Raw genomic sequence first — 14587 nt, 5'->3', positions numbered from 1 at the left:
CTACTGGTTCTTGGGAGCCTCTAGTTCTTGGGAAGCGCAGCTTCGATCGCGGCGACAACCTCGGGTGCGTCAGGCTCGGTCCGCGGACGGAAGCGGTTGACGACGGTGCCGTCCGGTCCGATCAGGAACTTTTCGAAGTTCCACTGAATGTCTCCCGCAGCGCCTTCGGCGTCGGCCGCCTTGGTGAGCTCGGCGTACAGCGGATGCTGGTTTTCGCCGTTCACCTCGATCTTCTCGAGAAGCGGGAACGTGACGCCGTAGGTAGTGGAGCAGAACGTCTCGATCTCTTCGGCGGTACCCGGTTCCTGCCCCATGAACTGGTTGCACGGGATACCGATCACGGTCAGACCGCGATCGGCGTACTCGCTGGCCAGCTTCTCGAGCGCCGAGTACTGCGGGGTCAGTCCACACTTGGACGCGACGTTGACCACGAGGACGGCGCGGCCGTCGTATTCACCCAAAGAGGTGGGCACGCCACCGAGGGTGTTGATCGCGATGTTCTGTACTGGAGTTGTCATAGGCTCCAACTTAGCGACTCTCTCACGCACTGCTCCTTCGCGCACTGCTAATTCGACGCTCCGAGAATGCGATCGAGGTCGTCCAGAACGGTGAGGCCGCCGAGCGGTCCGACGCCGGTGATCCAGTAGGACATGTCCACCAGATGCGGGTTCGGGAAGAATCCGGCGTTGTCGGCCACGGCCTTCGGCATCGTGCCGGCATCGGCCGGTTTCGCGGAGGTGACCAGGATGAGGTCGGCGTTGGCTCCGGAGACGAATTCCGGGGAGAGGTCGACCGAGATCGAGTTCTCCCAGTCGCGTGCGGGAATCGTGAGTCCAGCACATTCGAGAGTGCTTCCGGCAAACGACGTGGGTCCGTACAGCGTCAGAACGTCGTCGCGTGGGCGGATCAGCTGAGCAGTCTTGCCCTCGGTGCTGTGCTTGCTCGCCACTTCCTCGCAGCGTGCCGTGTAGTCACCGAGCAGTTCACCTGCCTGATCGGTCTTGTTCAACGCCTCTGCGACGAACTGGACGTTGTCCTGCCACGGATCGGTCTGAGTTGCCATGTAGACGGTCGGTGCGATGGCAGCGAGCTGCTCGTACAGATCACCGTGCCGCGATTCCGTTCCGATGATCAGGTCCGGGCTCAGTGCGACGATCTTCTCGAGGTTCGGTGCCGCGACGGTTCCGACCATCTCGATCTCCGCCGCCTTCTCACCGAGGTACGCCGGAACGCCGGTCGTCTCGCTGAGTACCGCGGTGCCCACGGGAATCACGCCCAGCGCTACCGACGTGTCGAGCTGAACCGGCTCGAGCACGACAACTCGCTGCGGATCCGTCGGTACGTCGGTAGTTCCGCGGGCGTGGGTGACCGCGTGCACGGTGTCGGCAGACTGACTGCCGGTATCCGTCTTGTCGTCACTGCCACACGCCGTTGTCGTTGCCACTATGGCGGCGAGGACAAAACCACCCAGCATGTACTTCGTCCGCGAGTTACTGCGTTTCATTCACAAACTCCTGTTACCGACTGCTTCCGACCGTCACAGCCACGTGCATTCACCGCGGCTGAGCAAAGGATTCACCATCCAATAGTCTGGTGAGCCTAACCTACGAGACTGGAGCCTCATCATGTCTTCCCTCCCCTGCCACAGTGACGGTGTCCTGGGGAAAGGATCTATGCAGTGCCTTTCGGAATTTGTCGCCAATCCGCAAACCAGTCGACGCCCTCACGCCTGTACACGGCAGTCGTCGACCGCCGGCGAACCTATGGTCGGTCGCGCCGGAATGACACATCTGTGGGTATTGATCGAGCACCCCGGCCCCTGGCCGGCGTCCGCCCCTGACGACGTTCTCCCCGTCGCGCTCACCGAAAAGATCTACGCAGCGCAGGGCCGTATCCGTGTCGTGGTGATCCGGCGGACCCGCAACCGCCGGGTGCTCACCCCGACGTGTGTACTCGCCTGGACGGACGGCACACGCCAATGGATGCGGGAAGGGGCGGTCGACCGATACGAGGACCTGTCGGTACTGCCGTTCGAATCGATGGCCACCGGAGCGGAACCCGACTTCGGCCGCCCCCGCACGGAACCGCTCTTCGCAGTCTGCACACATGGAAAGAAGGATGCGTGCTGCGCGGAACTCGGCCGCCCGGTCGTGTCGGCGCTGAACGCGGCACAGATCGCAGATGTGTGGGAATGCAGTCACATCGGCGGAGATCGTTTCGCGGCCAACATGATTGCGTGGCCCGCCGCAGTCTATTTCAGCCGACTGGACGGCAACTCCGCAATCGATGCAGCCGAAAAATACCAAGCCGGAGAATTGGAGCTGCTGCACCTGCGCGGCCGGGCGGCACTGTCACAGACCGCTCAGGCAGCCGAACATGCTGTCCGACGCGCCACCGACATCGTCGCCACGGACGCACTCGAGAGCATCAGCGAGAGTGTCGACGGAGAACACACGACTGTCGATCTTCGGTTGGAGGGGAGAGACTTTCGCGTCGTCGTTCGCTCCGGTCCTCCAGGGCTGCCGTTCCGACATGATTGTGGTGCCGGAGGGACCGTCGAATGGAGCGGATGGACCGTCGAGCACGTTCGCGAGCAACCCCACTGACCACTCGATTTCGACAAGAGTGCCCGGCAGGCCATCGAACCGAGATTTGCGCTGACTGACAACACTTCGAATCAGGTCGCGATGAAGGATCGACGCCCCTGGTGTTTACAGCTTGCATTCTTCCCATGACCACCGCACTGACGCCGAATGCCGTACCCCGGTCTGCTGATCCGATCAAAAGTGAGGTCGACTACGAAACACTGGCAGAGAAATTCCGTCCGATCTTCGCGGACATCGCACAAGGCGTCGTCGAACGCGAACGCGATCACGTGCTTCCCTTCCAACAGATCGACGCGCTCAAGAATGCAGGCTTCGGCGCCGTTCGGGTGCCGACAACACACGGTGGATCGGGTGCGAGCATCCCGCAATTGATCCGCTTACTAGTCGAGCTGTCGAGCGCCGATTCCAATATCACCCAGGCCCTGCGCGGACATTTCGCGTTTGTCGAAGACCGACTGGTCGCCGACCCCGACCCGGAGCGTGACATCTGGCTCCGACGCTTCGCGGAGGGACAGTTGGTCGGCAACGCATGGACCGAAATCGGCGACGTTGCATTGGGCGAAGCCAATACCAAGGTCTCGCCCGCACCCGATGCCGACCATTTCCTGGCGAACGGGGCAAAGTTCTACAGCACGGGTTCCATCTTCGCCGACTGGATCGACCTGTACTCGCAGCGCACCGACACCGGCGCATTCGTGATCGCGGCGGTCGAGGCGAGACAACCCGGTGTCACACACAGTGACGATTGGAACGGGTTCGGTCAGCAGACGACTGGCTCCGGTTCGTCCGTCTACGAGGACGCAATTGTACAGCCGGAGAACATCTTCGACTTCTCGACACGATTCAAATACCAGACCGCGTTCTACCAATTGTTCCACCTCGCCACTCTCGCCGGCATCGCCAAGGCTGCTACGATCGAGATCTCTCGTCGAGTTGCCTCTCGTACTCGAACCTTCAGTCACGGCAACGCTCCGAGATACGCGCAGGATTCGCAGATCCAGCAAGTTGTCGGCGAGGTGTCCTCTGCTGCCTTTGCAGCCGAGGCCGTTGCACTGCACGCAGCACAGTCGTCCCAATGGGCTTACGAAGCCGCATTCTCCGGCTCGCCGGAGGAAGAGAAGGCCGCCAACATCGCAGCCGAAATCGATTCGGGGCGAGGGCAAGTCGCCTCGATCGGACTCGTCGTGCCGGCCACGGCCAAGATCTTCGACGCACTCGGTGCCTCCGGAGTCAGCCGCGACCTCGATCTCGATCGATTCTGGCGCAACGCCCGCACCGTCGCCAGCCACAATCCGGTCGTCTTCAAATCCAAAGTTGTCGGCGACTACGAAATCAACGGAACCGAACCGATTTACGTGTGGGCCATCGGGACCGCACCGACCGAAAAGGATGAACAGGCATGACCGTGACCAGTGAAACCGAAGTCTTCGTCGGCGTTCCCGACACATCCGAAGGCTGGATCGACCGGGCTCGCGAGGTGAGCAACATCCTTGCCGCCGACGCACTCGCCCGCGACCGAGCCGGCGAACCACCGTTCCGAGAAGTTCAGCTGCTCAAGGACAGTGGTCTTGTGACGCTCCTGGGCCCGGTCGAGTTCGGCGGCGGCGGGCAGCGATGGGAGACCGCCTACAAGGTGGTTCGGGAGATCGCCCGCGCCGACGGCTCCATCGGACAACTGCTCGGATACCACTACCTGTGGGCATGGGCAGCCAGATTGGTCGGAACCGATCCGCAGATCTCCGCTGTCGAGGAGCTGTACACGAGCAACCGATTCTTCTTCGGCGGCGCGGTCAACCCTCGAGACACCGACCTCACCGTCGCGGACCGCGGAGACACCCTGGTGTTCAACGGTGTGAAGTCGTTTTCCACCGGCGGCCGAGTCACCGACCTCACTGTGCTCGAAGGAATCATCGACGGAACTGCGACGCATGTGTTCGCAATCGTGCCGACTGCTCAGGACGGCATAGTCTTCCGCGGTGATTGGGACAATCTCGGGCAGCGCCTCACCGATTCCGGCAGTGTCGAGATCAACGACGTCGAGGTCGACTGGGCAAGTGCGGCAGGCTTTGTCGACAAGGAATTCCAACCTCTGGTCTACAACACCCTGAACTTCCCGGCGATCGAGATCGTGTTCGCCAACTTCTACCTCGGGATCGCTCGTGGCGCACTGGACACTGCCGCCGAGTACACCCGAACCCGTACGCGCCCATGGCCGTACGGCGGTGACAACCGCGAAATCGCAACCGACGAGTGGTACCTCCGTGAGGGCTACGGCGACTTGCAATCCAAGCTGTGGGCAGCGGAGGCCTTCGTGGATCAGGTCAGCCGTGAGGCCGACGCCGTGCTCCACGACGCTCGCGAAAACCTCACCGAGCAGGCTCGCGGCGACCTCGCCGTACGCATCGCGGCCGCAAAACTTCGCGCCGCCGACGTCTCCTTGGAGATCAGCAACAAAATCTTCGAGCTGACCGGTGCCCGAGCCACGTCCAACGACGTCGGCCTGGACATCTACTGGCGCAACATCCGGACGCATACCCTTCACGATCCGCTCGCGTACAAGCGCCGTGAAGTCGGTAGTCGTTTTCTGACCGGCGAGATTCCCGAACCGACCTGGTACACCTAGCCACGAACAGAAAGAGACCGTCGCACGGTTGGTGCGGCGGTCTCTTTCATCGTTACGACCAGGATCACTGATCGTAGATCGGGTTCCGCGCCTGCAGCGCAGTCAAACGTTCAGCAGAGCGGACGTTTCTAGTGATGGCTCACGAACGACTGTTTGGTGCCGGTCGGAGCCGTTTCGAGCTTGTGCTGCTCTTCTTCGTCCTCGTCGTCGAGCATCGTGGCTTCGTTGAACGGAATCTTCCCGTCGAGTACCTCGACGACGCGTTCCTTGTCGATCGTCTTGGTCCAGGCGCCGACCAGGAGAGTCGCAACCGCATTGCCCGAGAAGTTGGTGATCGCTCGCGCTTCCGACATGAAGCGGTCGATTCCGACGATGAGTCCGACGCCGTCGAGAAGCTCGGGGCGATGGCTCTGCAGTCCGCCGGCCAGCGTGGCCAGACCGGCGCCGCTGACTCCGGCAGCGCCCTTGGAGGCGATGATCATGAACACCAGCAGCGAGAGCTGTTCACCGAAACCGAGCGGCTGTCCCATGGCGTCGGCGATGAAGATCGAGGCCATCGTCAGGTAGATCGCGGTGCCGTCGAGGTTGAACGAGTAGCCGGTGGGAACGACGATGCCCACCGTGGTGCGCTCGACGCCTACGTGCTCCATCTTGGCGATCAGACGCGGCAGTGCCGATTCGGAGGACGACGTGGCGAAGATGAGCAGGTACTCACGGGCCAAGTACTTGACCAGCTTGAAGATGTTGAATCCGGTGACCGCGCGCAGCAGCGTTCCGAGAACACCGAAAACGAAGATCAGGCAGGTCAGGTAGAAGCCGATCATCAGGGTTCCGAGCTGGACGACGGCGTTCAAACCGGTCTGGCCGACGACGCTGGCGATGGCACCGAAAGCACCGATCGGGGCGAGCCAGAGGATCATCGTCAGGATCTTGAACACGAGCTTCTGGATGTATCCGACGGCCTTGAGGATCGGTTCACCCGACTTGCCGAGCGACTGGATCGCGAAGCCGACCAGAAGGGCGACGAACAGAGTCTGCAGCACGCTGCCGGCTGTGAGAGAGGACAGCATCGACGTCGGAATGATGGACGCGATGAAGTCCCAGGTACCGCCCGCGCTGTGGGCCTGATCTGCAAGCTTGGCCACGGAGGCCGCATTGGGCGTGATGTTCAGGCCACTGCCCGGGTTGAGCAGGTTGCCGACGCCCAGGCCGATCGCGAGTGCGATGGTGGACATCCCGATGAAGTAGGCGAGTGCGAGGCCGCCGACCTTGCCGACCTTGGCCGCCGCTCGAACCGAGCCGATGCCGAGCACGATGGTGCAGAAGATGACCGGGCTGATCATCATCTTGATCAGGCTGACGAACAACGTGCCGAGTACACCGACGGACTTACCGAACTCGGGTGCGAGCCAACCGACGAGGATGCCTCCGATGACCGCGACGATGACGCTCATGTAGAGCCAATGCGTCTTGTCGCGCTTTGCCTTGGTGCCCTCGGGCTGTGGGGAACCGTCTACTGTCCCTGTTGCCGTGCTGCTCATGGGGTGTCCTTTGGATCGGATATCTGTGAAGTGATCGGGATCACTTCGAGTCGTGGAGAATTCTTGTTGCAAACAGGTGGGCCCGGAAGTTTGTGTTCATTACGTTCAGGAGGCGCTCGATGGTCGAACGAAAGACCGGCCGACGTATGAGCGTCGCCAGGCAGATCCTGCTCCTGCAGTTGGCGTTGTTGGCGCTGGTCATCGGTGTGGGAGCCGCGCTCGCAGTTGTCGACGAACGCCGAGACAGCGACGACGCGATCCGCAGGCAGGTGAGCTCGATAGCGCAGACTCTCGCCCTGTCGGATTCGACGGCGGCAGCCCTGACGAGTCCGGACCCGACCGCGATTCTGCAACCACAGACCGAGAAGATCCGACAGGCAACCGGCGTCGATTTCATCGTGGTGATGGCGCCTGATCGCACTCGGTTCACCCACACGAGCCCGGAGCTGATCGGTCAACTCTTCACCGGGAACATCGACCGCGCACTTGCCGGCGTGACCTTCACAGAGACGTACGCCGGGTCGCTGGGGCCGTCGATCCGCGCAGTCACTCCTGTTTACGATTCCGGCGGAACCCTGGTCGGTCTGGTTTCTGCCGGTGTCACCCGCGAGCAGATCAGCAAGCAGTTCGCCCAAAGTGTTCCGGTCATCCTGTTCGTTGCCGGCGGCGGTCTTCTTGCCGCCCTCCTGAGTTCACTTCTGGTGAGTCGGCGTATCCGGCGACAGACCCTGGGGATGGCGCCGGATGAACTGCGCACCATGTACGAACACCACGACGCCGTCCTGCACAGCATCGGTGAGGGTCTGGTGGTGATCGGGCGAGGCCGAAGCAGAGATGCGCGAGTGGATATCGTCAACGACGAAGCGCGTCGCCTCCTCGATCTACCGGACGGGCCCGTGCCACTTTCGTCCATCCCCGAGACCATGCGAGTCGACGACGCCTCTCCCGCGAAGGATCAAGTGCACCTCACCGACAAGCGTGTGCTGGTGGTCAACCAACACCCGGTTGAGTGGGAGGGCAACAGAATTGGCACCGTGCTGACAATTCGCGATCACACCGAATTGCAGAACGTACTCGGGGAATTGGATTCGGTACGCAGTTTTGCCGAGTCGCTTCGATCGCAAGCCCACGAGAGTGCAAATCGTCTTCACACGATCATCACGATGGTCGAGTTGGGCCGGAACGAAGACGCAGTGGCCTTCGCCACCAATGAATTGCGAGTGTCCCAACAGTTGATAGATCGTCTGATGAATGCGGTCCACGAGCCGGCGCTCGCCGCACTGCTGCTCGGGAAAATGAGTGAAGCGGCCGAACGCGGGGTCGACCTGACCATCACCGAAGACACCGCGCTCGGTCCGGTTCCTTCGCTCAATGCACGCGAGTTGGTCACGCTGGTCGGCAATCTCGTGGACAATGCTATTGACGCATCGCGCGCGAGCGAGTCTCCGTGGGTGGAAGTGACGGTAATGGAAGAGGATTCGATGATGGTTGTTGCCGTCGCCGACAGCGGCCCGGGAATGACACCCGAAGCACTCGAAAAGGCCAAGGGCCGTGGCTACTCCACAAAATCCGGCTCTCGCGGACTCGGTCTCGCACTGGTCTCTCAAGTTGTGAAACGGCACGGCGGCACGCTCACCAGCGAGCCGGCGATGGGCTCCATGCTGGTTGTCCGTATCCCGCTGCGCGAGGCGGAAGCACCGCGATGATCCGTGTGCTGATAGTCGACGACGAACCGTTGATCGCCCAGGCGCACCGTTCGTACGTCGAGCGTGTGCCGGAATTCGTGGTCCACGGCGTGGTTCATTCCGGGAACGCCGCCGTGCGTGCAGTTACGGCGGCCAACGCCACCGACCAGCCCATCGACCTGGTCCTGCTCGACATCGGGTTGCCCGACGCCAGCGGTCTCGACGTGGCTTCCGCCCTGGGCGGTTTGCGGCCCAGTCCGGACATCATCGCGGTTACCTCGGCGCGCGATCTGGAGGTGGTCCGAAGCGCCGTGGCTCGCGGGATCGTCCTCTATCTTCTCAAGCCGTTCACTTTCGCAGCATTCCGCGACAAGCTCGAGCGCTACCTCGAATATCGTGCAGCGCTTCCCGCTGGAGAGTCTGCGGTCAGTCAACACGACATCGACCGCGCGATGTCTGCGCTACGAACGTCCGACGATCGAGCAGCGGCACCGAAAGGCTTTGCGTCTCAAACACTCGGACTCGTCGCAGCGTCTGTCCGGGATTCTGAGGGACCCGTGACCGCTGCAGAGGTGGCAGCCTCGGTCGGCGTGTCCCGGGTGACAGCCTGGCGCTACCTGGAAAAGCTGGCAGACGACGGCATGCTCACCCGGGAGACCGAGTACGGGCGCGCTGGGCGCCCTCAGGTTCGTTACCGCAGAACCTGATTGACACAGAACCTGACAGTCACCGAACCCGATTGACACCGGAGCTAGTTCGCACCCACGGTGTCCAGCACCCAGGCGAACTCGAACGCGACCTCTTTCCACTTCTCGTAGCGACCGCTGACACCGCCGTGTCCGGCGCTCATCTCGGTCTTGAGAAGTAGCGGAGCATCACCGGTCTTGGTGGCGCGCAGTTTTGCGACCCACTTGGCCGGCTCCACGTACAGAACACGGGTGTCGTTGATGCTCGTGATCGCAAGAATGGCGGGATAGTCCTTGGCTTCCACGTTCTCGTACGGGCTGTACGAGCGCATGTAGTCGTAGACGTCCTTGTTGTGCAGCGGATCTCCCCATTCGTCCCACTCGATGACCGTCAACGGCAGCGACGGATCGAGAATCGACGTCAACGGGTCGACAAACGGAACGTTGGCGAGAATGCCGGCAAACAGTTCCGGAGCGATGTTGGCGACAGCGCCCATCAGCAATCCACCTGCACTACCGCCGTCGGCAACCATCCGGTCGGCCGATGTGACGCCGGTGTCGATCAAATGCTTTGCGCAAGAGACAAAATCGGTGAAGGTGTTCTTCTTGGTGAGCGTCTTGCCGTTTTCGTACCAGTGACGGCCCATCTCGCCGCCGCCGCGCACGTGTGCGACGACGAAGACGACGCCGCGATCGAGCAACGACAAGCGGGCAACCGAGAACGACGGGTCGATGCTCGCCTCGTAGGAACCGTAGCCGTACAACAGCAGCGGCGCGGGACCTTCCGGCGCACCTACGCGCCTCACGATCGAGAGCGGAATGCGGGTTCCGTCGTCGGCTACTGCCCAGTCGCGACGCTGCTCGTAGTTACTCGCATCGAAGTCTCCGAGAACGGGCTGCGACTTACGCAGTGCCAGTTCACCACTGGCGACGTAGTAGTCGTACACCTGCCCGGGAGTGATGAATGAGGTGAATCCGAGCCGGATGGTGGGCTGCGCCCATTCCGGGTTGGACCCCATGCCGATGCTGAAGAGTTCTTCGTCGAAGTCGATTTCGTGACGTTCGCCGTAGCCGTCATCCGTCAACGGCCACACGGCAACCCGAGTGAGCGCCTCGCGGCGGTAGCTCAGGACGAGGTGTCCGGCAAAGGCTTCGGCTTCTTCCAGACGAACGTCTGCGCTGTGCTCGATCAGCGTCGTCATGTTCGTCGGATCCGACACGGGAGCTTCCACCAACACGAAGTTCTCTGCCTTGATGCCGTCGACGACGTCGTTGTGGAGGATCAGGAAGCGGTCCTCTCCCCCGATCACGGCGTGCTCGGCCCCGTACTCGACGCCCTCGCGACGCGGGATGATGACGCGGAATTCGCCTTCCGGGTTCGCCGATTCCAGCATCCAGCCTTCGCTGGTCACCTTGGAACCGACCCAGATCATCAGGTACTTCTCGCTGCGGGTGGACCCCACCGAAACCCAGTACCGTTCGTCGGGCTCGTGGAACACCGAAACATCTTGACTCTGCGGCGTTCCCAGCTTGTGACGCCACACCGTGTCCGGACGCCAGGAGTCGTCGACCGTCATGTAGAAGACGTGACTGTGGTCGATCGCCCAGGTGGCGCCAGGCGCGGTATCGGGAATCTCGTCGGCGAGCATCTCACCGGTCTCGAGGTTCTTGAACCGCAGGGTGTACCGCTCGTCGCCGACGATGTCCACCGAGTACGCGAGCAACGTGCCGTCCTCGCTGATGGAGAACGCGCCGAGCGAAAAGAACTCGTGCCCTTCGGCTTCGACGTTGCCGTCCATGAGGATCTGCTCGTCGGCCAGCTCGACGCCGGGCGTCAGGTCGGGCGGAGTCCAGTCGTCTTCACCGGCGATGGGGCACCGGCACTGGACGGTGTACGACTTGCCTTCCACGCTGCGCGAGTAGTACCACCACTTACCCATGCGAGTGGGCACCGACATGTCGGTTTCCTGCGTCCGCGACTTGATCTCCTGGAAGATCTTCTCGCGCAACGGCTCGAGCGCGGCCGTCTGCTCGTCGGTGTACGCGTTTTCGGCTTCGAGGTATGCGACTACCTCGGCGTTGTCCTTGTCCCGCAGCCACTCGTAGTCATCGACGAACGTGTGTCCGTGATGGGTACGTTCGGTGGGGACCTTCTTTGCGACCGGCGGGATCAGGCTCATGCGCTGGGACCGACCCAATCGTCGAAGGACAGACCGGAAATGCGCTCGTACGCCTCGATGTAGCGTGCCCGGGTCGCGTCGACGATCTCCTGCGGCAACGGCGGCGGTGTCGTGTCCGAGCTACGGTCCCAGCCGGATTCAGGGCTCGTGAGCCAGTCGCGCACGAACTGCTTGTCGAAACTGGGCTGCACCTTGCCCGCTTCGTAGCCTTCGAGAGGCCAGTAGCGCGACGAGTCGGGGGTGAGCACCTCGTCGGCGAGCACGAGGTTTCCAGCGGAGTCGAGACCGAATTCGAGCTTGGTGTCGGCAAGGATGATTCCGCGATCGGCTGCGAAGTTGGAGGCGCGGGCATAGACGTCGAGAGTGTCCTCGCGAAGCTGCACTGCCAGCTTCTGGCCGACCTTCTCCACTACCTGATCGAAGCTGATGTTCTCGTCGTGATCCCCGAGAGCCGCCTTGGACGCCGGGGTGAAGATCGGGTCGGGCAGACGCGAGGCCTCGACGAGGCCCTCGGGCAACGCGACGCCGCACACTGCGCCGGTGTTGTTGTAGTCGACCAAGCCGGAGCCGGTGAGGAAGCCACGAACGACGCATTCGACGGGAACCATGTCGAGGGAGCGCACCACGAGAGCGCGGCCGAGAACCTCTTCCGGGATGCGATCGTCGTCGGGCTCGCCGGCCAGGTGGTTGGTGCCACCGAGGACGTTGAAGAAGAACACGCTCATCGCGGTGAGCACGCGACCCTTGTCCGGGATCGGCGTGCTGAGCACGTGGTCGTAGGCCGAGATCCGATCACTCGCGACAAGCAGCAGATGCTCGTCGTCGATCGTGTAAAGGTCACGGACCTTGCCACCGGCCAGATGAGTGTAGGAATCAAGTGTAGGACGCACCCGGTCACCCTATCGGGCGTTCGCAGTTCGTACAGAACCCCGGTAGCCGGGACAGGTAAGCGTCCTCGCCGATCGGAGAGCTGTCCGCCCTGCTCATCCGGATATGCAGGTGGCCCCTCGCCAGCAGGCGAGAGGCCACCGTCACAGTCGATGAACTACTGGTTTGCGGGCAGCTTCGACAGGCCCTCGTCGATCGAATCCAGCGTCAGAAGAGCCGTCTGATAGGTCGCGGCCAGCGAATGCTGGACCTGGACGACGTTGCCGGCCTTCACTGCGGGCAATTCCTTCCACAGCTCGGAATTGACCAGCTCCTGCAACTGCGGAGACATCGAGCCGTCGGCATTGAGGCCGTAGACGATCACGTCGACATTTCCGAGATTTTCGCCGATCTTCTCGATGGATACCTGTTCGACGTGGATGTCGGCGGGGTCTGCGGGGGTGCCGGGGAACTGCAGTCCGAGTCCGTCGAAGAGATTGGTCGTGTACGAGGACGCGTACTCGCGTGAGAAGGTGCCGGCTTCCGGCTTGCAGACGTTGCACACGCCGCCGAAGGTCAGCGAGCCGAGCTTGTCCTTGTACTTCGCGGCCAGTTCGGCGGTTTTGGCGTCGTAGTCGTCCTTGAACTCGCCGTAGTTGCCGGAGACATTCGCGGCATCGGCGAACTGCTCGCCCAGCACTCGCCAATCAGCAGGAACCGTCGGTCCCAGGAAGACGACGGGAGCGGCCGCCTCGAGCTGCGCCATGTCCAGCTGGCTTTCGACTCGAGCGGGAACGCCCATGATGATCAGATCGGGCTCGGCAGCGACGATTCCCTCGTAGTTGAGCTGGGAGACGTTGCCGTCGGGCGCGACCTTCGGCAGAGCTTCGTAAGCGGCCTTGGTCTTGTCGTCCATGTTGCCGAGTTCACGGGTCCACTCACATACTGCTGCCAGGTTCGCTCCCGCCTGAATCAGCGGCAGAACTGCGTATCCGCAGGCCACGATCCGTTGCGGGTCGCTCGGGATCTCGATGGATCCGTTCTGTGCCTCGAAGACACGGGTCTGCGAGCTCGCGGCTGTCGTCGACGATTCGGACGACGCCTCCTCGGAGTTGCTGCAGCCGGCGACGCCGACCGCCAGCGCAGCTGCTGCGCCGATCACCACTGCGCGGCGAAACCGCGACAGACCTTGAACCCGCATGTTGAACTCCATCTGAACGCACCGGACCGCTCCGGAATTGATTTGGTGAGGCTAACCAATATCAGGGCACCGGACCTTTACACAAACACAGGTCCCGAGGAATGAACTGCGCCTCCCGAGCCGCCCACGCTCACAGCAGCACGCCTCCCACTGAGAGGGAGCAAAGCAAGATTCCTCTCGAATCGGACACGCGAACTCGCTACCTTGCCTTCGCGATACCTCATCGACTCGCCACTCTCTCCGCTCGACGAAGGGCTCACACATGTCCCGATCCACCCGTACCTGCTCACTACGGTCTGCCGCGGCCATTGCGTTGACCAGTAGCTTTCTCATCACCGGTTTCGGCGCCTCGATCGCGCAGGCCGAACCTGGCCCCTCGGCTCCGCTGTTCGGCTCGCTGGATTTCGGATCCAGCAACCTCGGCAGTTCCGAGCAGACCCCAGATGCGCCGCGGCTGACCGGGATCGACAATTTCCGCGACGTCGCAGGCACCGGCGCCGGATACTCGGGAACTTTCGGCCTGCCCGTGAACAAGGGAGTCTTCTACCGCGCGAACGCGATCACGCCCAAGGGCGATGACATGAGCAATCTCGAAAAGCTGGGACTGACAAAGGTTTACGATCTGCGCACGGAACCCGAGATCGCCAGTAAGCCCGATGTCTTGCCCGACGGGGTTGCGTACGAGAACATTCCGATCCTGTCCGGGAACATCGCCGAGATGATCGCGAAGATCAAGTCCCCCGAGGACTCACGATCGATGATGCAGGACATGAACCGCGCCTTCGTCACCGGAGCGACGGAGCGAGCCGGGTTCGCGCAGTTGCTCACAGGTCTCGCGGAAACCGAAGGTGCACAGGTCTTCCACTGCACCGCAGGCAAAGACCGCACCGGCTGGACGTCGTTTCTGCTGCTGAGTATCGCCGGTGTCGACCGCTCGGTGATCATGAACGACTACTTGCTGACCAACGAGTACACAGCCGAAGGCATGAAGGCCACGCGCGCGGGCATCGCGGCGAGCCTGGGCGAACAGATGGCCGTCAACATGGAGCCTCTGTTGGGTGTCGAGGCAAGCTATCTCGATGCCGGTCTCGCCCAGTTGGACCAGACCTACGGGTCGGTCGATCGGTACCTGACCGAGGGCCTGGGTCTGAGCCCGGCGACTGTCATGACGCTCAAAGCCAAACTGCTGGGCTGAGTG

At 62.3% G+C, this 14587-nt stretch carries 12 protein-coding genes; 6 read left to right on the top strand and 6 right to left on the bottom strand.

What is annotated here, in order from left to right:
• Positions 1 to 20 precede the first annotated feature (20 nt).
• Positions 21 to 518, bottom strand: a complete 498-nt coding sequence (locus P0M12_RS17400; RefSeq protein ID WP_003945816.1) for a glutathione peroxidase — start codon at positions 516 to 518, stop codon at positions 21 to 23.
• 47 nt (positions 519 to 565) lie between these two features.
• Positions 566 to 1504: an iron-siderophore ABC transporter substrate-binding protein gene (locus P0M12_RS17395; protein WP_042452648.1), complete on the bottom strand. Its 939-nt coding sequence runs from the start codon at positions 1502 to 1504 to the stop codon at positions 566 to 568.
• A 277-nt stretch (positions 1505 to 1781) separates the two neighbouring features.
• Between P0M12_RS17395 and P0M12_RS17390 the strand changes: the two genes are divergently transcribed.
• From P0M12_RS17390 to P0M12_RS17380, 3 genes are all read left to right on the top strand, one after another.
• Positions 1782 to 2606, top strand: coding sequence for a sucrase ferredoxin (locus P0M12_RS17390; protein WP_228401916.1), 825 nt, complete (start codon positions 1782 to 1784; stop codon positions 2604 to 2606).
• Between the two features lie 125 nt (positions 2607 to 2731).
• A complete protein-coding gene (locus P0M12_RS17385; RefSeq protein WP_042920311.1) occupies positions 2732 to 4009 on the top strand; it encodes an acyl-CoA dehydrogenase family protein in 1278 nt (425 codons plus the stop codon).
• Positions 4006 to 5229 carry an acyl-CoA dehydrogenase family protein gene (locus P0M12_RS17380; RefSeq protein ID WP_054188015.1) on the top strand — a complete coding sequence of 408 codons (1224 nt, stop codon included), beginning with the start codon at positions 4006 to 4008 and terminating at the stop codon, positions 5227 to 5229. Before P0M12_RS17385 ends, P0M12_RS17380 begins: the two co-directional genes overlap by 4 nt.
• A 128-nt stretch (positions 5230 to 5357) precedes the next feature.
• Here the strand turns inward: P0M12_RS17380 and P0M12_RS17375 are convergent, their stop codons facing one another.
• Positions 5358 to 6770: a C4-dicarboxylate transporter DctA gene (locus P0M12_RS17375; protein WP_007734438.1), complete on the bottom strand. Its 1413-nt coding sequence runs from the start codon at positions 6768 to 6770 to the stop codon at positions 5358 to 5360.
• 119 nt (positions 6771 to 6889) lie between these two features.
• Here P0M12_RS17375 and P0M12_RS17370 point away from each other — a divergent pair, with 119 nt between their 5' ends.
• The gene (locus P0M12_RS17370) at positions 6890 to 8476 is read left to right on the top strand and encodes a sensor histidine kinase (RefSeq protein ID WP_007734437.1); all 1587 of its coding nucleotides are present in this window, start codon (positions 6890 to 6892) and stop codon (positions 8474 to 8476) included.
• A complete protein-coding gene (locus P0M12_RS17365) occupies positions 8473 to 9162 on the top strand; it encodes a response regulator (protein WP_003945570.1) in 690 nt (229 codons plus the stop codon). The genes P0M12_RS17370 and P0M12_RS17365 overlap by 4 nt, the downstream gene beginning before the upstream one ends.
• Before the next feature lie 44 nt (positions 9163 to 9206).
• Here the strand turns inward: P0M12_RS17365 and P0M12_RS17360 are convergent, their stop codons facing one another.
• From P0M12_RS17360 to P0M12_RS17350, 3 genes are all read right to left on the bottom strand, one after another.
• The gene (locus P0M12_RS17360; RefSeq protein ID WP_075832286.1) at positions 9207 to 11321 is read right to left on the bottom strand and encodes a S9 family peptidase; all 2115 of its coding nucleotides are present in this window, start codon (positions 11319 to 11321) and stop codon (positions 9207 to 9209) included.
• Positions 11318 to 12211, bottom strand: a complete 894-nt coding sequence (locus P0M12_RS17355) for a phosphoribosylaminoimidazolesuccinocarboxamide synthase (protein WP_003945463.1) — start codon at positions 12209 to 12211, stop codon at positions 11318 to 11320. The genes P0M12_RS17360 and P0M12_RS17355 overlap by 4 nt, the downstream gene beginning before the upstream one ends.
• Before the next feature lie 155 nt (positions 12212 to 12366).
• Positions 12367 to 13401, bottom strand: a complete 1035-nt coding sequence (locus P0M12_RS17350; RefSeq protein ID WP_277376622.1) for an ABC transporter substrate-binding protein — start codon at positions 13399 to 13401, stop codon at positions 12367 to 12369.
• Between the two features lie 250 nt (positions 13402 to 13651).
• Here P0M12_RS17350 and P0M12_RS17345 point away from each other — a divergent pair, with 250 nt between their 5' ends.
• Complete coding sequence (locus P0M12_RS17345) at positions 13652 to 14584, top strand: tyrosine-protein phosphatase (RefSeq protein ID WP_007734429.1); 933 nt, start codon at positions 13652 to 13654, stop codon at positions 14582 to 14584.
• The last annotated feature ends 3 nt before the right edge of the window (positions 14585 to 14587 follow it).

Origin of the sequence: Rhodococcus sp. RCBS9 (assembly GCF_029457415.1) — a bacterium.
In the GTDB taxonomy this organism is placed as follows: domain Bacteria; phylum Actinomycetota; class Actinomycetes; order Mycobacteriales; family Mycobacteriaceae; genus Rhodococcus_F; species Rhodococcus_F qingshengii.
Note: the sequence above shows the minus strand (reverse complement) of the source record. Positions and strands in the feature narration are given on the sequence as shown.

Coding starts and splice junctions, on each gene's coding strand:
- P0M12_RS17375 (WP_007734438.1), bottom strand. CDS start 6,770: ATGAGCAGCACGGCAACAGGGACAGTAGACGGTTCCCCACAGCCCGAG.
- P0M12_RS17370 (WP_007734437.1), top strand. CDS start 6,890: ATGGTCGAACGAAAGACCGGCCGACGTATGAGCGTCGCCAGGCAGATC.
- P0M12_RS17360 (WP_075832286.1), bottom strand. CDS start 11,321: ATGAGCCTGATCCCGCCGGTCGCAAAGAAGGTCCCCACCGAACGTACC.
- P0M12_RS17345 (WP_007734429.1), top strand. CDS start 13,652: ATGTCCCGATCCACCCGTACCTGCTCACTACGGTCTGCCGCGGCCATT.
- P0M12_RS17395 (WP_042452648.1), bottom strand. CDS start 1,504: ATGAAACGCAGTAACTCGCGGACGAAGTACATGCTGGGTGGTTTTGTC.
- P0M12_RS17365 (WP_003945570.1), top strand. CDS start 8,473: ATGATCCGTGTGCTGATAGTCGACGACGAACCGTTGATCGCCCAGGCG.
- P0M12_RS17390 (WP_228401916.1), top strand. CDS start 1,782: ATGACACATCTGTGGGTATTGATCGAGCACCCCGGCCCCTGGCCGGCG.
- P0M12_RS17380 (WP_054188015.1), top strand. CDS start 4,006: ATGACCGTGACCAGTGAAACCGAAGTCTTCGTCGGCGTTCCCGACACA.
- P0M12_RS17400 (WP_003945816.1), bottom strand. CDS start 518: ATGACAACTCCAGTACAGAACATCGCGATCAACACCCTCGGTGGCGTG.
- P0M12_RS17385 (WP_042920311.1), top strand. CDS start 2,732: ATGACCACCGCACTGACGCCGAATGCCGTACCCCGGTCTGCTGATCCG.
- P0M12_RS17350 (WP_277376622.1), bottom strand. CDS start 13,401: ATGGAGTTCAACATGCGGGTTCAAGGTCTGTCGCGGTTTCGCCGCGCA.